Source organism: Jatrophihabitans cynanchi (assembly GCF_027247405.1).
GTDB lineage: Bacteria > Actinomycetota > Actinomycetes > Mycobacteriales > Jatrophihabitantaceae > Jatrophihabitans_B > Jatrophihabitans_B cynanchi.
Window position 1 is genome coordinate 2,586,312 of sequence record NZ_CP097463.1, and the last position, 17,641, is coordinate 2,603,952.

13 protein-coding genes and 1 pseudogene are annotated in these 17,641 nt (G+C 69.2%); 5 read left to right on the forward strand and 9 right to left on the reverse strand.

Features of this window, described 5'->3' with window-relative positions; translation table 11 throughout:
• Positions 1 to 133 precede the first annotated feature (133 nt).
• Positions 134 to 412, forward strand: a pseudogene (locus M6B22_RS22215) (phage tail fiber C-terminal domain-containing protein); the annotation flags it as partial.
• 491 nt (positions 413 to 903) lie between these two features.
• On the opposite strand, the gene M6B22_RS12580 reads toward M6B22_RS22215, so the two are convergent.
• The 9 genes from M6B22_RS12580 to M6B22_RS12620 all read right to left on the reverse strand — a co-directional run bounded on the left by M6B22_RS12580 (position 904) and on the right by M6B22_RS12620 (position 13,449).
• Positions 904 to 3,999, reverse strand: a complete 3,096-nt coding sequence (locus M6B22_RS12580; protein ID WP_407935696.1) for a replicative DNA helicase — start codon at positions 3,997 to 3,999, stop codon at positions 904 to 906.
• Between the two features lie 386 nt (positions 4,000 to 4,385).
• The gene (gene rplI, locus M6B22_RS12585; RefSeq protein WP_269441898.1) at positions 4,386 to 4,832 is read right to left on the reverse strand and encodes a 50S ribosomal protein L9; all 447 of its coding nucleotides are present in this window, start codon (positions 4,830 to 4,832) and stop codon (positions 4,386 to 4,388) included.
• 14 nt (positions 4,833 to 4,846) lie between these two features.
• Positions 4,847 to 5,083: a 30S ribosomal protein S18 gene (gene rpsR, locus M6B22_RS12590; RefSeq protein ID WP_269441899.1), complete on the reverse strand. Its 237-nt coding sequence runs from the start codon at positions 5,081 to 5,083 to the stop codon at positions 4,847 to 4,849.
• Between the two features lie 70 nt (positions 5,084 to 5,153).
• The gene (locus M6B22_RS12595) at positions 5,154 to 5,660 is read right to left on the reverse strand and encodes a single-stranded DNA-binding protein (protein ID WP_269441900.1); all 507 of its coding nucleotides are present in this window, start codon (positions 5,658 to 5,660) and stop codon (positions 5,154 to 5,156) included.
• Positions 5,661 to 5,665: 5 nt separating this feature from the next.
• Positions 5,666 to 5,938, reverse strand: coding sequence for a 30S ribosomal protein S6 (gene rpsF, locus M6B22_RS12600; protein WP_331459733.1), 273 nt, complete (start codon positions 5,936 to 5,938; stop codon positions 5,666 to 5,668).
• 191 nt (positions 5,939 to 6,129) lie between these two features.
• Complete coding sequence (locus M6B22_RS12605; RefSeq protein ID WP_269441902.1) at positions 6,130 to 7,152, reverse strand: hypothetical protein; 1,023 nt, start codon at positions 7,150 to 7,152, stop codon at positions 6,130 to 6,132.
• A gap of 115 nt (positions 7,153 to 7,267) precedes the next feature.
• Positions 7,268 to 8,764 carry a glycosyltransferase family 87 protein gene (locus M6B22_RS12610; protein ID WP_269441903.1) on the reverse strand — a complete coding sequence of 499 codons (1,497 nt, stop codon included), beginning with the start codon at positions 8,762 to 8,764 and terminating at the stop codon, positions 7,268 to 7,270.
• Between the two features lie 25 nt (positions 8,765 to 8,789).
• Entirely contained in the window at positions 8,790 to 11,120 is a 2,331-nt protein-coding gene (locus tag M6B22_RS12615; RefSeq protein WP_269441904.1) for a transglycosylase domain-containing protein, read from the reverse strand.
• Between the two features lie 55 nt (positions 11,121 to 11,175).
• Positions 11,176 to 13,449, reverse strand: a complete 2,274-nt coding sequence (locus M6B22_RS12620; RefSeq protein WP_407935697.1) for a (Fe-S)-binding protein — start codon at positions 13,447 to 13,449, stop codon at positions 11,176 to 11,178.
• A gap of 388 nt (positions 13,450 to 13,837) precedes the next feature.
• On the opposite strand from M6B22_RS12620, the gene M6B22_RS12625 reads away from it, so the two are divergent.
• The 4 genes from M6B22_RS12625 to M6B22_RS12640 all read left to right on the forward strand — a co-directional run bounded on the left by M6B22_RS12625 (position 13,838) and on the right by M6B22_RS12640 (position 17,615).
• Entirely contained in the window at positions 13,838 to 14,995 is a 1,158-nt protein-coding gene (locus M6B22_RS12625) for an ABC transporter ATP-binding protein (protein ID WP_407935522.1), read from the forward strand.
• A gap of 70 nt (positions 14,996 to 15,065) precedes the next feature.
• A complete protein-coding gene (locus tag M6B22_RS12630) occupies positions 15,066 to 15,719 on the forward strand; it encodes an ABC transporter permease (RefSeq protein ID WP_269441907.1) in 654 nt (217 codons plus the stop codon).
• 10 nt (positions 15,720 to 15,729) lie between these two features.
• Positions 15,730 to 16,542 carry an ABC transporter permease gene (locus tag M6B22_RS12635; RefSeq protein WP_269441908.1) on the forward strand — a complete coding sequence of 271 codons (813 nt, stop codon included), beginning with the start codon at positions 15,730 to 15,732 and terminating at the stop codon, positions 16,540 to 16,542.
• Between the two features lie 107 nt (positions 16,543 to 16,649).
• Entirely contained in the window at positions 16,650 to 17,615 is a 966-nt protein-coding gene (locus M6B22_RS12640) for an ABC transporter substrate-binding protein (protein WP_269441909.1), read from the forward strand.
• Positions 17,616 to 17,641: the final 26 nt, after the last annotated feature.

A 17,641-nucleotide genomic window follows, 5' to 3' on the forward strand; every position in this document is an offset into this window, starting at 1 on the left:
CAGCGAGCAGCCGTCGGCGGACGTCTATCAAGGCTGCCTGAGCCACAATCTCGGCGCGCTGTACCACGTCAGCACCGACGCGAGTCACCCGCCGCGGTGCCTCAAGCACGACACGCTGATCAGCTGGAACCAGAAGGGGCAACCAGGGCCGGCCGGTGTGCAGGGTCCGAAGGGCGACACCGGTGCCGCGGGTGCGACCGGTGCCACCGGTGCGACGGGTGCGACGGGTCCCAAGGGTGACGCCGGTCCGATTGGTCCCCAGGGCCCCCCGGGAGACCCCGGCGCCACAGGGGCAACCGGTGCGACGGGTCCCCAGGGTCCCAAGGGCGACACCGGTCCCAAGGGCGACACCGGCCCGAAGGGTGACACCGGTCCCAAGGGTGACACCGGCGCGCAAGGGCCGGCCGGGGCGCTCGAGTTGTACTGGCTGGGAACGCAGACGACGGCGACTTCGCCGAACAGCACGACGAAGCTCGCCTGCGACGACGGCGATCGGGTGTACGGCGGCGGCGTCTGGGGCACCAGCGGCGTGACGGTCAGCGAAAGCGCGCCCAGTGGCGACCTCACCGGCTGGTACGTGAATGTCACCAACCCGGACTTCCTGAGCACGTCATGGACCTACAACGTCTACGCGCTCTGCGGACCGCCGCACACGTCCCTGCGGATCAAGTGACACACCCGCCTCACGACGACTGTTCCTGAGCGGACGGGCTTCCCTGCGGGCTCGCAGGGAGGCCCGTCCGCGCCCGTTACGGGCTCCGAGGTCGTTCTGCGCGCGAGCCAACGGGAGATTCCAGAGCATCGGACGGCCGAGACGGGTGTCTCGCGTACCTCCGGGGCACCCATACCTGCTCCCCGCGGCACAGATCCCGGGACCGAGACCGCAGATCGATCGACAGCAGGCTAATTGGGCATGTCGGCGAAGCGGCTGTAGCGCCCCTGGAACGCGACGGCCACCGTGGCGGTCGGTCCGTTGCGGTGCTTGGCCAAGATGAGGTCTGCCTCGCCGGCGCGCTCGGTCTCCGGCTCGTACAGGTCGGGCCGGTGCACCATGATCACCATGTCGGAGTCCTGCTCGATCGAGTTGTGCACGACGATGCCGTCGGCGATGAAGTTGTGCTCGCCCGGAACGGTGGCGTCGAACACCTCCTGCTCGCCGAGTTCCTCGATCGCGACGACGCTGTCCCAGAACACGTCGTTCGTCGCGAGCATGTCCAACTCGGCATCGTCGAGGACGGTGGCAACCCGGGCGAGTCGTGGCCGGCTCGGCGAATGCTTCCCCAGGGTCGAACCGCAGAACTGAGTCGCCTGCGCCGTGGCGAATTCACGATGCGTCATGCGCCGCTCCTGCAATACGTCACGCACGCGCTTCCACACCTCGACGGGCACGGTGTCGACGTTGGTGTTCGGCGTCAGTGCCTCGACCAACGTCAAGGCGCGTGCCGCGAGCTGGCCCCGAGCACCGTGACATCCGATGTCCCGGAGGAAAACGAGCTGTTGCTCGGCGCCGACGACGTGCACGTGGTAGCTGTCGCGATCCCCCGCCTTACGTGTCGTCTTGATCCGCGCCGTGATGCCGAAACGGGTGAGCAGGCGCGTGACGTCGTCGGCTAGTCGCCGGCTCGTCGTCGAGTAATAGATGCGCACCTGCTGGCTCTTGGCGATGTGGACGCAGCCGTCGGTCGCCCACAGGTGACGCAGGAACAGCGCGACCTGCGCGTTGGGTAGGCCGAATACCCGGGCAGGCACGAACTTCTCGTGACTGCGGAGGTCGTACACCCCCAGCGAATCAAGCCACGCCACGACGGGGTTCCGCCGCCCGTGCGTGACGCGGTACGGGGAGGGCAGCCGGAGCGTGGTGACGCGGGCGGCCGGGTACTCGTCGCGAATTGCCGTGATCCCGAAGTGTGTTGCCGCCTCGGTCACCGCCGCCAGATTCGCCTCGTCGATGCCGGCGTAGCGCAACGGCTGCCGACGCAGCATGCAGCCGTCGCCGATCAAGTGGGCGAGCAACACGATCTGGTGCTCGGGCCAGCGAGCAGTATCGCGCGGCTCCGGCGCGACGCGCGGCACGGCCACTCGCTCACCCACCGCCAGTTCGCCCAGCGGGCGCCAGCCGTCGTACGTGTAGAACGGATGGTTGGCGGTGGCCTCCACGCGCCGACCGGAGGCGAGCCTTAGCCGGTAGACCTGCTTGACGCCGTTGGAGAACACATGGGTCATCCGGCGGCGGACCATGCGCAGCCGCTCGTCCAACGCCCACACCGGGATGTCGCGCTCGCCGCGCTCGTACAACTCGCCGAGGGTGACCTCCGCTCCGGTGTCTGCACGCCAGATCCGGGTCGACGCCGGCAGGCACCCTGATTCGCGCAAGTCGGACAGCAGAGGCTTCTTGTCGGTGCGCTGCTCGGGACCGCGGTTCAGCTGCGACAGCGTCACCACCGGAACGTCCAGCTCCTTGGCCAGCAGCTTCATCGCGCGGGAGAACTCGCTGACCTCCTGCTGGCGCGACTCGACCCGCTTGCCGGAGGTCATCAGCTGCAGGTAGTCGATCACGATCAACTGGATGTCGTGCCGCTGCCGCAGCCGGCGCGCCTTCGCGCGGATCTCCATCATGGTCAGGTTGGGGCTGTCGTCGATGAACAGCGGTGCCTCGGCCAGTTCGGACGAGCGGCGCGCCAGCCGAGTCCAGTCCTGATCGCTCATGTGCCCCGAGCGCATGTTCTGCAGGGCGACGCCGGCCTCCGCGGAGAACATCCGCATCATGATCTCGAGCTTGCCCATCTCCAGGGAGAAGATGACCGTCGGCTTGCCGTTCTTCACCGCCGCCGACCGCGCGAAATCCAAGGCGAGGGTCGAGTTGTGCGTCGGGATCATCGTCCGGCCGCAGAGATACATGTGGTCTTCGTTGTCGACCTGAACGCAGCGCACCGGGACGGAGGGGATCGGTCGCAGGTCAGTCACGGACCGCGTCCGCTGGGCGCCGGACGCGGTGTCCTGCACGTCGTGTAGCCCGGCCGCAAGGTCCCTGGTGGCGATGACGCCCCCCGCCTCGGCGATGCGCGCCCCAACCGTGACGAGCGCGTTCACGTGAACGCGCCACTGGTGCTCGGCGTCCGCAGTGATCACCGAGCCATCGGAGAACTCGACCTCGAAGCACGGTCGGTCGAGCATGACGTCGGTGGCGGCCACTACACGAGTCGGGCGCCCGTCGGCACCGAGCAGGAAGTCCCCGACCTGCACGGCGCCCATTGTCGTCCAGCCACTGGGCGTCGCAAGCGGCGTGTCCAGCGCCAGCGCCTTGCCCGAGCCCGGCCGGCCGGCCACCGTGATCATCTGACCGGGGTGCAGCCCGTTGGTGTACTCGTCCAGCTGCTGGAACCCGGTGGGGATGCCGGTGCCGACGCCGCCGTTCGCGCCGATTCGGTCGATCTCGTCCAGGGTGGGTTGCAGCAGCGTCTCGATGTGGACGAAGTCCTCGCTGGTGCGCCGCTCGGTGACCTCGTAGATCTCGGCCTGCGCCCGGTCGACCACGTCGTCGACGCTGCCCACCACATCGGATGAGCCGGATGCGGTGTCATAGCCCATCTGCACGATCCGGGTGCCGGCCGTGACCAGCCGGCGCAGCGTTGCGCGCTCGGCCACGATCTGCGCGTAGTAGCCGGCGTTCGCCGCCGTCGGGACCGTGTTGACGAGCGTGTGCAGGTAGAGCGCGCCGCCGACCCGGATCAGCTGGCCGCTGCGGGTGAGCTCCTCGGCGACGGTGATCGGGTCGGCCGGCTCGCCGCGCCCGTACAGATCCAGGATCGCGTCGTAGACCAGCTGGTGCGCCGGCCGGTAGAAGTCGCCCGGACGCACCACCTCGACGACGTCGGCGATCGCGTCCTTGCTCATCATCATCGCGCCGAGCACGGATTGTTCCGCCTCGATCGCCTGCGGCGGGGTGCGGTCGTACTCGCCAGGTCCCGACGTGGTCCGCGCCTCGTCAGCCAGCGTCATGGGCGTACGCCCTCCCGAAATCGACGATGCCGTGCACGCACACAACGATCCCGGCGGGGTATGACAGTTTCGGCTGTTGCCGACCCTCGTCATCTCGCCTGCACGACTGCGATGCGGTAGCCGCGACGCTATTGGGTAGGCCCGGCGCGCCACAAACCCGGCTGTGCACACACCTGTGGATAACGCTGTGGGAATCGCCGTCCGGGCTGTTCACGTCGTCGTGGACAACCTGTGGAAAACGGGAGGGCATGCGCCACGAACCCAGCGATTCCGGGGGGTGGATCGTCCACCTGCTGTGGACAGGAAAAAGTTCGCGGCGCCGGAAAGCCGACGAGCCCGGCGGCGCCGCGAGGGCGTCCGCCGGGCTCGAACCGGGTCGGGTGCGGTCAGACCGCGGCGACCGTGAGCGGCACGGTGGCCACCACATCCGGGTGCAGATCCACCGTTACCGTGTGCGTGCCGACCGTCTTGATGTGGCCGGGCAGCCGGATCCGCTTCTTGTCCAGCAGTGGGCCGCCGGCGCTCTTGACGGCCGCCGCGACGTCGGTCGCGGTGATCGAGCCGAACAGCTTGCCGTCCTTGCCGGCGCGGGCGTCCAGCGTGATCGCCAGCTTCTCCAGATCGGCCTTGATCTCGCGGGCGTGCCCGAGGTCGCGGATCTCGCGGGCGTCGCGCGCCCGCCGGATCTGCACGATCTGCTTCTCGGCGCCCTTGGACCAGGTGATGGCCGCGCCGCGCGGGACGAGGAAGTTGCGGCCGTAGCCGTCGGCCACCTCGACGATGTCGCCGGCGAGGCCGAGGCCCGTGACCTCACGGGTCAGGATGAGCTTCATGTGTTCTCGCCTCCTTAGCGTGCGGTCGAGGTGTAGGGCAGCAGGGCCATCTCTCGCGCGTTCTTGATCGCCTTGGCGAGCTGGCGCTGCTGTTGGCTGGTCACACCGGTGACGCGGCGGGCGCGGATCTTGCCGCGGTCGGACACGAACTTGCGCAGCAGGTTGGTGTCCTTGTAGTCGATGTACTCGATCTTGGCCGCGAGAAGCGGGTTGGCCTTCTTCTTCGGCTTGCGGATCGGGGGCTTGGGCATGTCAGGTACTCCGTATCAAGGGTGGTCGCGCTGCGCCGGCCGGGCCGGGGCGCGATCGCGAAATGGTGGTTTAGAAGGGGGGCTCGTCGCTGAAGCCGCCACCGCTGGACGGTGCTGCGCTGCCCCACGGGTCGTCGGCAGGCGCGCCGCTGCCGCCGGAGCCGCCGCCGTCCGAGCCGGACGAGCCGAAGCCGCCGCCACCGGACGAACCGCGCTGGGTGCGGTTCACCTTGGCCGACGCGTAGCGCAGCGACGGGCCGATCTCGTCGACCTGCAACTCGATCACGGTGCGCTTCTCGCCCTCGCGGGTCTCGTACGAGCGCTGCTGCAGCCGGCCCTGGGCGATCACCCGCATGCCGCGCGTCAGCGACTCGGCCGCGTTCTCGGCAGCCTGGCGCCACAGCGAGCAGCGCAGGAACAGCGCCTCGCCGTCCTTCCACTCGTTGCTGTTGCGGTCGAACGTGCGCGGCGTGGACGCGATGGTGAATGAGGCCACCGCCGCCCCGGACGCGGTGAACCGCAGCTCCGGGTCGGCGGTCAGGTTGCCGACCACGGTGATGACGGTGTCGCCAGCCATCGCGCTTACCGCTCGTCCGGGCGCAGGACCTTGGTCCGCAGCACCGACTCGTTCAGGTTCAGCTGGCGGTCGAGCTCCTGCACCGACGACGGCTTGGCCTGCACGTCGATGACGGCGTAGATGCCCTCGGCGTTCTTGTCGATCTCGTAGGCCAGCCGGCGACGGCCCCAGATGTCGACCTTCTCCACGGTGCCGCCGTCGGTCTTGACGACGTTCAGGAAGGTGTCGATGGACGGCGCGATGGTGCGCTCGTCGAGGCTGGGGTCGAGGATGACCATGACTTCGTAATGGCGAAGAGGAGTGCTCAAAGCGACTCGTCCTCCTGTGGACTGATCGGCCACGGGCTCTCCGTGGCAGGAGGTGCTCGCCGGCATGATGCGATTCCGGACATCCATGCGTCCGGGATCAGTCGGGCGAACCCGCTCAGCCTACCCGGCGGCGGCCGGGTTACCGAAATCCGGTGGACCTGTCAGTTGCGGCGCAGCAGGTACAGGCGCGCGTAGGTGGCGGTGACCAGCGACAGCGCGAGGATCGCGAGGATCGCGAGCAGGACCGGCAGTTGAGCGCTCGGCGACGGGTTGGCTGCCAGGTCGGCGGCGTTGCTGCTGACGCGCGCGGACGCCGGCGAGCTGCTGCCGGACGGGGCTGCCTCGGCACCGCCGGAGTCCGGCGCCCCGTTCACGAGGTTGCCGCCGAGATCGGGCAGCGCGTTACCGAAGCCGCCGCCGCCGACCGTCCCGGCGCCGTTCCCGTAGCCCGTGGGGACGACCTGCTCCGGGATGGTCAGGCCGGGCGGGGTGTAGTTCGTCCCCGAACTCGGCGCACTGCTGTGCCCGGATCCGGAGCCGGAGGTCTTGCTGCTGCCACCGGGAAGCAGGCCCCCGAGATCGGGCAGGGTGGGTTCTGGGACCGCCACGGTCACCGACGGCAGCGGCACCTTCACCGGGCCCAGCGAGATCGTCCCGGACGGCGCCGCGACGGCCAGCTTGCAGGTCGGCGCTGAGTCCGTGACGTGAATGACGCCCGACCAGTCGAGCGATGCACCCGCCTGTAGTGCCGATGAACTGAGCGGTACCGGAGGCAGCACGGCCCCTAGCAGGCCGGGAAGGAGGGCGATGGATTTCGCAGTCCAGGTGAGGGTGTGATCGCCCGCGCTCAGGTTCGCGACCGTGGTGTCCGTGCCCGCGGCTACGTCGGCGACCACCTTGCCGTCGATCCTGGCGGATACGTTGAGTCCCGCGATCTGCTTCGTCGTCAGGCCCAAAGTGGCGAGATCGATGCCCGCCAGGGCCGAGTCGAAGTCGATCGAGTCGCCGGGCTTGATCCACACCTCGGTGCCGCCGGTGCTGACCAGGCAGTTGCTGTCCAGCACGCCGGTGACCGTGAACGTGGCCTTGTCCTTGCCGGGGTGGTAGTTCGGGCTCGGGTCAGGGGCGGCGTGGGCGGGGGACATGGTCAGGACCGCAGCACCGGCGACTGCCAGTCCGGTCACTCCGGCCAGCCAGCGCCAGCCGCGCCGACGTGTGACGGCGTGTCGCCCTCGTCCTGACATGCCTGCTCCTTACCGACAGCGGACCGCCGTCAGCTTTTCCAACCGGCCACCTTCTCTAACGACGATGTTCAGTCTGAGTTACGTGCCGGCTGAATGCCAGGCTTGCCGTGGAGCGGGCGAGATGATCCTCGGCGCCGTCGAACTCGCCGCCGCCGGGATCGTCGGCGCCGTCGGAGCGCACCACGTCCAGCTCCGGCCGCCACATCTCCCGGATCATCAGGCCGGCCAGCGCCAGCAGCAGCGCGTCCCGCGCGAGCAGCACCAGCATCAGCCACCCGTAGCCCACGCCGTGCGCGCTCTGTGCCGGGTCGAGGCCCAGCAATAGCAACAGGGTCAGGAACCACACCGCGATCTCGACGAACTGCCAGATCAGCGCCAGCCGCCAGCGCGGCCGGGCCAGGGCGAGCAGCGGCACCAGCCACAGCGAGTACTGCGGGCTCCACACCTTGGTGGTGAGCAGGAACGCGAGCACGACCAGGAATGCGAGTTGGGCGAGCCGCGGCTTCACCGGCGCGCGCAACCCCACGTACGCGACGCCGCAGAGCGCGCCGATCAGCAGCAGCGCGACCGCCGCGCCCGGCGGCACCCAGTACACGGCGTCGGCGGCGCCCGCGCCGGAATCGACCAGCGTCTTGACGATCGCCCAGACCGTGCTGCGTTCCGTGGCCCGGTCGATGCTGAACCGGTAGAACTCCCACCAACCCTGGTGATAGGCGAGTGCCACCGGCACGTTCACGGCGGCCCACGCCGCGGCGGCGGCCGCGGTCGCCCAGCCGAACCCCGACCAGCGCCGGGTGCGGTAGGCCAGGATCGCGATCGCGATCAGCAGCAGCCCGGGGTACAGCTTCGCCGCCGTCCCGAGACCGACCAGGGTGCCGGCCAGCACCGGTCTGCCCCGGGCCCAGGCCCACAGGGCGCCGCTGGTGAACGCCATCGCCAGCAGGTCCCAGTTGGTGTACGCGTGGAAGATCAGCAGCGGTGACAGCGCGAACAGTGCGGCGTCGTAGGGACGTCGCCGGTTGGTGGCGGCGGTCGCGGCGGTCACGACCAGGGCGCACAGCGCGAGCAGGATCGCGCTGATCGCGCCGAACAGGACCAGTTCGGACGAGGACGTCGACAGGCCGTGGGCCAGCCGGGTCAGCTCCGCGGTGAGCCACATGAAGCCACCGGTCAGCACTGGGTATTCGACGGCGGTGTCGCGGTACGGCACCGCGCCCACATCCAGCCGCTCGTCACTCCACAACGGGACGATGTCGGAGTAGCACGCGTGCGTGTACTGCTTGTAGCCGGTCCAGTACCCGGTCGCGCAGGGCGATTTCTGCGCGTACCCGAGCAGCAGGCTCAGGCAGGCGAAGGCGAGCACGACCCGCGTCGGCGTCCACCACGACAGCGGCGACACCGCAGCGTAGCGACCCCAGATCCCACCGAGCATCCCGCTGGCTCGAGAGGCGGTGGGGTCGGTGCGGCTCGGCAGCGGCGGTGGCGCCGGTGATGGTGACAGCGATGGTGGCGGCGGCCCGGACGCGTCAGGCGGAGCGGCCGGGGAACTCACGCTGCACATCCTGGCACGGCGCGGGTCACGGAGCTGGCGGCGCCGGGCTGCTCGTGCAGGTGGATCCGAGCAGGCCGGGCCTGCAGGTCGGCGTCGGAGTGGGTGTCGGCGTGGTCGGTGGCGGGGTCGTCGGAGTGGGTGTCGGCGTGACCGGCGGAGGCGTGGTGATGATGCTGGACGTCGGCGCCGGCGTGCTGCTTCCCGCAGTGCTACTCGGCGCGGTCTTGGTCGGGCTCGGCGAGGTGGTCCGTGCAGTGTTCGCCGCGCCGATCTGCTGGGTGTCCGGGAGCGGCAGGTTCGCCTTGTCGGCCAGGTACGTGTCCATGAACAGCTTCCAGGTGCGACCGGGCAGGTCGCGGCCGTACTCGGCGTTGCCGTAGTGGTCGTAGATCGCGTGCGTCGAGTCGCCGCTGCCGGCCCACACCGCCGCGCTCACCTGCTGGGTGAACCCCACCGTCCAGGCATCGCTGTTCTTCGGCGAGTTCGTGCCGATGCCGACCGTCCCTGTCTTGGCCGCCGAGCGCCGGCCACCGTCGAGCCCGAACCCGGAGTTGCCGGCGATCGGCTCGAGCGTCAGCGTGACGTCGTTCGCGACCTTGCTGTCGATCGCCCGGTGTGAGGCCTTCTTGTGCCGGTACACGAGCTTGCCGGTGGAGTCGGTCGCGGACTGGACGAAGTACGGCGCGGTGGAGCGGCCGCCGTTGGCCAGCGTGCCGAACGCGCTCGCCTGATCCAGCGGGCTCACCGCGTAGTCGCCGATGCCGATGCCGAAGCCGGTGTGGCCGTCGGCGTCGACGAGCGTCGGGTTGCCGTGACTGTCGGTGGTCGCGATGCCCATCGCGTGTGCGGTCTTGGCGACATTGTCCGGGCCGGCCTGCGCGGCGAGCAGGTCGAACGTGGTGTTCAGCGAGTACTTCATCGCGTAGGCGATCGTTACCGAGGAGCCGCTGTACGGCGCGTCGCTGGGGTCGTTGCAGATCTGCAGTCCCTCGATCTTGACGCACTGGCTGCCGTCGACGTGGCTGCTGATCGTCAGGCGCGGCTTGTCCTTCGTCTTGTTCAGCGTCTGGGACAGCACGGTTGCCAGCGTGAACGGCTTGAACGACGAGCCGGCCGGTCGCGCGCCCACGCCCGCGTAGTCGTTGTAGTCCGGCTTGCCGTCGTAGCCGGTGCCGTTGGGTCCGCCGTAGTAGGCGAGGACGGCGCCGGTAGCCGGATTGACCGCCGTCAGCGCGTTCTTGTAGTTGCGTTGCTTGCGGGTCAGGTCGCTGAAGGTGGTCCGGATCGCAGACAGTGCGGCGGCCTGCGCCTTGCGGTCGATCGTGGTGCGGATCGACAGGCCGCGCTGGTTGATCTCGGCCTCGCTGACGCCGTGCGCCTCCAGGTCGGCGACCACCTGCCGGTAGATGAAGTACTTCCACCCGTCGGCGCCGAGCTGCTGCTCGTTGGTTGCCGAGCGCACCGTCGGGTACTTCATCGTGGCGGCCTGCTGCTTGGTCAGCTTGCCGATCGCGGCCATCCCGTCGATCACGTAGTGCCAGCGGGCCTTGGCCTGTGCCGGGTTCACCGCCGGGTCGTAGTAGCTCGGTGCACGCAACGAGGCCGCGAGCACCGCACCCTCGGCGGCATCGAGCTGGCTGACGTCCTTGCCGAAATAGGCCTGGGACGCTGCCTGGATGCCGTACGTGCCGCGGCCGAAGTAGACGGTGTTCAGGTAGAACTCGAGGATCTGGTTCTTGGAGTAGTCGCGGGCCAGTTTGACCGCGATCATCAGCTCCTTGAGCTTGCGGCTGAGCGTGCGGGCGTCGGTCAGGTAGGCGTTCTTCGCGTACTGCTGGGTGATGCTCGAGCCGCCCTGGGTGTCGCCGCCGGTGAGGTCGGTCATCGCCGCGCGCACGGTGCCCTTGATGGACACGCCCGGCTCGGAGTAGAAGTTGCGGTCCTCGGCGGCGATGACCGCGTAGCGCACCGCCTCGGGCACCTTGTCGAGGCTGACGATCGTGCGGTTCACCGTGCCGATGCGGGCCATCGTCGAGCCGTCGGAGTACTCGATCGTGGCCACCTGCGGCAGCGGCAGCGTCTCCGGACGGGGGACATCGCTGAGCACGTAGAACATCGCGACCAGGCTGACCACGCCGACGGTCAGCAGCGCGAGGATCCAGGTGCCGGTGATGCCGAAGCGGCGCAGGATCCGCCGGCGCCGGCTCATCGCGGCGAGGCGGCGCTTCTTGGCCGCGCGGCGCCGCTTGTGGCGCACGCGGATCCGCTCCCACCGGCTCGCGTTCGGGTCCACCGGCGGTTTCGCCTTACGCGTGCGGCGGTCCCGGCCGTACCGCAGCCGCTCCTTGTCCGCCACGAATCACACGCTACTTCGCAAACCGGGATCGCTCGCGCCGAGTGAGGGCGGCCTCTCAGGACGTGCTCGCGGCCTCCGGCTGCGAGTCTCCGGTGCTCGGCGTGCCGAGCGAACGGCGCAGGATCTGCGCGACGTCGAGCACCTCGACGTGCTCCTTGGCCGAGCCGTCGCCCTTCTTCTCGGCAACCGCGTCCGACAGCATGACCATGCAGAACGGGCAGGCAGTGCCGATCATGTCCGGGTCCAGGCCGATGGCCTCGTCGGTGCGTTCACGGTTGATCCGCTTGCCGATCTTCTCCTCCATCCAGAAGCGCGCGCCGCCGGCACCGCAGCAGAAGCCGCGGTCCTTGCAGCGGTGCATCTCCTGGGAAGTGAGGGACGGGATGGCCGCGAGCACCTCGCGCGGCGGCGTGTACACCTTGTTGTGCCGGCCGAGGTAGCACGGGTCGTGATACGTCACGGTCTTGTCGACCGGCTCGATCGGGGTGAGCCGGCCCTCCTCGACGAGGCGGCCGAGCAGTTGCGTGTGGTGCACCACCTCGTAGTGCCCGCCGAGCTGCGGGTACTCGTTCGCGATGGTGTTGAAGCAGTGCGGGCAGGTGGCCACGATCTTGAGCGGCCCGGCGCGCTCGATCGAGTTGAGCGTCTCGACGTTCTGCATGCCCTGCATCTGGTACACGAACTCGTTGCCCAGCCGGCGGGCCGGATCGCCGGTGCACGACTCGCCCTGGCCCAGCACCGCGAACTCGACCCCTGCGACGTGCAGCAGTTCGGCGAACGCGACGGTCACCTTGCGCGAGCGGTCCTCCAGGGCGCCTGCGCAGCCCACCCAGAACAGGTAGTCGATGTCGGCATCGAGCTTGGTACCCGGCGTGGCGCGTCGCACCTCGAAGGACAGTTCCTTCATCCACTCGTCGCGGCCGCTGTTGGCCATGCCCCACGGATTGCCCTTGTTCTCGATGTTGCGCAGCATGGTGCCGGCCTCGGACGGGAACGCGGACTCGATCAGCACCTGGTAGCGGCGCATGTCGACGATGTGGTCGATGTGCTCGATGTCGACGGGGCACTGCTCGACGCAGGCGCCGCACGTGGTGCACGACCACAGCACGTCCGGGTCGATGACGCCGCCGGCGGCCAGGTCGCCGACGAGCGGGCGCAGCGCCTGCTCGACCGTCGAGCCCTCGATGCGCGGGTAGCCGGCCTCCGGCACGTGGTGCCCTCGCCCGGCGGCTACGCCCCCACTGCCGGGGGGACCCCCATTGTCACCACCTTCGGCGGCGGGTGTGTTGAAGTTCGGGGTCGCCCCGTCAGGCACGGTCTGCGTGCCGAAGATGTACGGCGCCTTCGCGAACAGGTGATCGCGCAGGTCCATGATCAGCAGCTTGGGCGACAGCGGCTTGTCGGTGTTCCACGCCGGGCACTGCGACTGGCACCGTCCGCACTCGGTACACGTCGCGAAGTCCAGGTAGCCCTTCCAGGTGAAGTCCTCGATCTTGCCCTTGCCGAAGACGGTGTCCTCGGACAGGTTCTCGACGTCGGCGAAGTCGATCGCCTTGCCGTCGTCGTCGGTGACCGGCGGCAGCGCGCCCAAACCGTCGGGCAGCCGCTTGAAGTACACGTTGATCGGGGCGGTGCCGATGTGCAGGTGCTTGGAGTGCACCACCAGGATCAAGAAGGCGAAGACGACCGCCATCTGGGCCACGATGAAGAACGTCTCGATGCCCTGGTTGATCGCACCGGACGGCAGCAGCTGGGCGACCGCGTAGGAGAAGAACGGCGCCTTCGACCTGCCCCACGGGAAGTGGCCGGTGTTGTACTGCGCCGCGCGGTACAGCACGAGCGTCGCGACCACCAGGAAGATCATGAACAGCACGAACCAGGCCGGTCCGTTGTGCGAACCGTAGAACCGGCTGCTGCGCTTCTTGCGCTCCGGGCCGTTGCGCAGCCGGTTGATCGAGAACCAGATGATCGCGACCAGCACGGCGGCCGCGAACAGGTCCTCGAGGAACCCGAGCCAGCGCGCGTGGCCGAAGAACGGGAAGGCGAAGTCACGGCTGACGACCAGCGCGCCGTACGCCTCGACGATGGTGATGCCGAGGATGTTGAAGCCCCAGAACGTGAAGAAGTGGGCCAGGCCCGCGCCGGACCACTTGAGCAGCTTGCGCTGGCCGAGCACCTCCTCGCCGGCGTTCTCGGCACGCGGCCGCGGCTCGCGGGTGCGCGTCTTGTCCGCCTTGCCCGAGCGGATCAGCTTGGTGAGCCAGAGGATGCGCCGCCCGGCGACCGCGAGCGTGACGACGAGCATCGCGATGCCGAGCACGATCCGCAGCACGCCCGGGCTGTGGTACTCCCAGTCGACGAAGATGCCGTTGGCCTCGGCGTGCTGGTCGGCGAGCAGGCCGGCGAGCGGATGCGACACGGGCTCTCCTGACGATCGGCACGCGATGCGGGTCCGGCCGTGGGTACCGGCTCGTCGCGCGCGTTCGGGGCAACTGGCTGAGACTATTCGGTATTACTTTCCAGTAACCAATCGGGCGAGGCGATGTGGTGCGCCACACGCCAGCTCTTCCGGCGGCCCCGTTTCGGGAAGCGCACCCGCCGGCCGACTGAGGGAAGGGTCACAGATCGGTCACGGACTGCCCGAAACAGACGGATTGGGCGTTCGGTTGTCCGGTTACCCCTTTGCCGATGTCGTACCCAGATGGTGGGGTGGTTCGGTGATTCGGTTCGAATCAGTGACCAAGCGCTACCCGGACGGCACCCTCGCGGTCGACTCGCTCGACCTGCAGGCGCCCACCGGCAAGATCACGGTGTTCGTGGGTCCGTCCGGCTGCGGCAAGACCACGTCGCTGCGGATGATCAACCGGATGATCATCCCGACGTCGGGACGGATCTGGCTGGACGACATCGACACCGCGAAGATCAAGCCGGCGAAACTGCGTCGCGGCATCGGGTACGTCATCCAGCAGGCGGGGCTGTTCCCGCACCGGACTGTCGTGGAGAACGTCGCCACCGTGCCGGTACTGCTCGGCGAGAGCCGCCGCGACGCGCGCCGGCGGGCGCTGGAGGTACTGGACCGCGTCGGGCTGCCGGCCGAGCTCTCCGAGCGCTACCCGGCACAGCTGTCCGGCGGCCAGCAGCAACGGGTCGGGGTGGCGCGCGCGCTCGCGGCCGACCCGCCGGTGATGCTGATGGACGAGCCGTTCTCGGCCGTCGACCCGGTGGTGCGCGCGCAGCTGCAGGACGAGTTCTTGCGGCTGCAGGGCGAACTCGGCAAGACGATCGTGTTCGTCACGCACGACATCGACGAGGCGATCAAGCTCGGTGATCAGGTCGCGGTGATGCGGGTGGGCGGCCGGCTGGCGCAACTCGCCTCCCCCGCCGAGCTGCTGTCGAGGCCGGCCGACGCGTTCGTGGCCGGCTTCGTCGGACGCGACCGCGGGTACCGCGCGCTCGGCTTCGCGGCCGCCGGTGAGCTGCCGTTGACGTCCGAGCCGACGGTGCGGATCAGGTCCGACCTGGCGAGCGTGCGCGGCAACGCCGTCGACGGGTGGGCGCTGGCGGTCGACGACGACCAGCAGCCGCTGGGCTGGCTGGCAGTGGGCGGCCTGGCCGACGAGCAACTGCACGGCCCGGTGACGCCCGACCTGCTGAACCTCGGCGGCACGCTCACCACCGAGGCGGGCACGCTGCGCGAGGCACTCGACGCGGCGCTGTCCTCGCCGAGCGGGCGCGGTGTCGTGGTCGACGACGACGGGCGGTTCGTGGGCACCATCACCGCGTCCGAGGTCCTGGCCCGCATCGAGTCGCGCGCGTCCACGCTGCGGCAGGAGGCGATCGAAGCCGCGGCCGTCGAAGTCATGGCCGACCGGTGAGTGACCCCACGAACCTGCTCCGCCACAAGCACCGCGCACTTTCGCGGCGGCCCCGGAGGAGCGGAGCACAGTGAGCGAGATCTGGGATTACTTCCAGCACCACCGGGACGACGTCCTGCACTGGACGTGGACGACGGTCTGGCTGGCCGGGCTGCCGCTGGTCGTGGGCCTGCTCATCGCGCTGCCGCTCGGCTGGCTGGCCAGCAAGTACCGGTGGACGTACCCGCCGCTGGTGTCCGTCGCCGGCATCCTCTACACGATCCCGTCGCTGGTGCTGTTCATCGTGCTGCCCGGGCTCATCGGCACCCGCATCCTGGACACCGTCAACGTCGCGGTGGCGCTCACCGTGTACACCGTCGCGCTGCTCGTACGGGTCGTCGCCGACGGCTTGTCCTCGGTGTCCACCGACACGCTCGCCGCGGCGTCCGCGATGGGATTCACCGCGCGGCAACGCGTGTTCGGGGTGCAGCTGCCCATCGCGGTGCCGGTGATCGGCGCCGGCCTGCGGGTGGCAGCGGTCTCCAACGTCTCGCTGGTCTCGGTCGCCTCGATCATCGGGATACCGCAGCTGGGCCAGCTGTTCATCGACGGCAACAACCTGAACTCGCTCACCCCGATCCTGCTCGGCTTGATCATGATCGTCATCCTGGCGCTGCTGTTCGACGTCGCGATCCTGCTCGGCGTCCGGTTGCTGACGCCCTGGCAGCGGGCCACGGCGACATGAGAGCACCGAGATGAGCTCCTACCTGCCCGGGCTGGACCGGGTTCCGGTCTGGCTCAACGACCCGGCGAACTGGACCGGCGCCGAGGGACTGCTGGTGCGGATTCGCGAACACCTCGTGTACACCGGCGCGGCGGTCCTGATCGCGCTGCTGATCGGCCTGCCGCTCGGTCTGCTGATCGGGCACACCGGCCGCGGCGTGTTCCTGGTCGCCGGACTCGCCAACGGGCTGCGTGCCGTACCCACCCTGGGTCTGGTCATCTTGCTGGTGGTGTGGATCTCGCCGAAGATCCACCTGCTGCAGTCGGTGCCCGGTCTGGTCCCGCGAGGCGGCCTGCCGTACGTCGTCCCGATCGAGATCGCCCTGGTGCTGCTGGCGATCCCGCCGGTCCTGACCAACACCTACGCCGGCGTGCAGGCCGTCGATCCGGCTGCCGTCGACGCGGCGCGGGGAATGGGCATGCGGGGTGGCCAGGTTGTGCGTCAGGTGGAGTTCCCGTGCGCGCTGCCGCTGATCATGTCCGGCATCCGGAGCGCGACGTTGCAGGTGATCGCGACGGCCACCGTGGCCGCGTACGTCCCGTTCCTGGGCGGGCTGGGCAGATTCATCATCGACGGCGCGGCCCAGCTGACCGATCCCACCGCCGGGTACCCGGCGATGGTCGGCGCCGGGGTCGTCGTGGCGTTGCTGGCGGTTCTGGTCGACGCGGTGCTCGCGCTCGTGCAGCGCCTGGTCGTCTCGCGCGGGGTGTCCGAGCGCTTCGGACGTGAGCGCCGCCGTCCCGGTCCGGTGACCGCGGCCGTGCCGGAGGTGGAGTTGACCTAACCGGTTCCACCTCGCACGCCTGCCCCATCTGACTGTGTCCGCCCGAGCCTGAATCCACCTGAGCCTGAATCCACCTGAGCCTGAATCCACCTGAGCCAAGGAGAAGCATGAAGCGCATCTATCTGCTGCTGGCAGCATTGCTGGGCCTGACCTTGACCCTCGCCGCGTGCGGCAGTAGCGGCAGTTCGAAACAGACGAACTCGCCGCCGCCCAACACCCAGTCCGCCCCCGGCACCGCTGCCGGTAGCGCGACGGGCCTGCCCACGGCGCCCGGTTCGATCACGGTCGGCTCGGCCGACTTCCCGGAGAGCACGCTGCTCGCGGACATCTACGCCGGCGCGATGAGCGCCAAGGGCGTGCAGGTGACCAAGAAGCTGAACATCGGCGAGCGATCGGCGTACATGGCCGCCCTGAACGACGGCTCCATCGGGTTCATCCCGGAGTACACCGGGTCGATCCTGGTCTACCTGGACAAGTCCGCGACGGCGAAGACGCCGGACGAGGTGTACGCGGCGCTCAAGCAGGCCGCGTCCGGCCAGGGCCTGGTGGCGCTGCAGTTCGCGGCCGCGCAGGACAGTGACACGATCACCGTCACCAAGCAGACGGCGGACAAGTACCACCTGACCTCGATCGCCGATCTCAAGAGCGTCGCCGGGAAGCTCACCTTCGGGGCGCCGGCGCAGTTCAAGACGCGGGCCGACGGCATCCCCGCGCTCAAGAGCGTGTACGGCGTGGAGTTCGGCCGGTTCACCGCGCTGCAGGCCGGCGGCACGATCACGGTCACCGCGCTGAAGAACGGCAGCATCGACGCGGGCGACATCTTCTCCACCGACCCGTCGATCGCGAAGAACAACTTCGTGTCGCTGACCGACCCGAAGAGCATGTTCGCGGCGCAGAACATCGTGCCGCTGTTCGCGCAGGCCAAGCTGAGCCAGCCGATGGCGGACGCCTGCAACGCGGTGTCGGCGAAGCTGGACACCGCGACGCTCGCCGGACTGGTCGCGAAGGTGGCTGACGGGGCGGACCCGGACTCGGTCGCGAAGGACTGGCTGTCCAGCGCCGGGCTGAGCTGACAGCAGTCGACGGGTCCTCCTGCGCC

Bases quoted from the DNA above. Each gene is read 5' to 3' on its own strand.
- M6B22_RS12640 (WP_269441909.1), top strand. From the start codon at position 16,650: ATGAAGCGCATCTATCTGCTGCTGGCAGCATTGCTGGGCCTGACCTTG.
- rpsR (WP_269441899.1), bottom strand. From the start codon at position 5,083: ATGCCCAAGCCCCCGATCCGCAAGCCGAAGAAGAAGGCCAACCCGCTT.
- rpsF (WP_331459733.1), bottom strand. From the start codon at position 5,938: ATGGTCATCCTCGACCCCAGCCTCGACGAGCGCACCATCGCGCCGTCC.
- M6B22_RS12635 (WP_269441908.1), top strand. From the start codon at position 15,730: ATGAGCTCCTACCTGCCCGGGCTGGACCGGGTTCCGGTCTGGCTCAAC.
- M6B22_RS12580 (WP_407935696.1), bottom strand. From the start codon at position 3,999: ATGACGCTGGCTGACGAGGCGCGGACCACGTCGGGACCTGGCGAGTAC.
- rplI (WP_269441898.1), bottom strand. From the start codon at position 4,832: ATGAAGCTCATCCTGACCCGTGAGGTCACGGGCCTCGGCCTCGCCGGC.
- M6B22_RS12595 (WP_269441900.1), bottom strand. From the start codon at position 5,660: ATGGCTGGCGACACCGTCATCACCGTGGTCGGCAACCTGACCGCCGAC.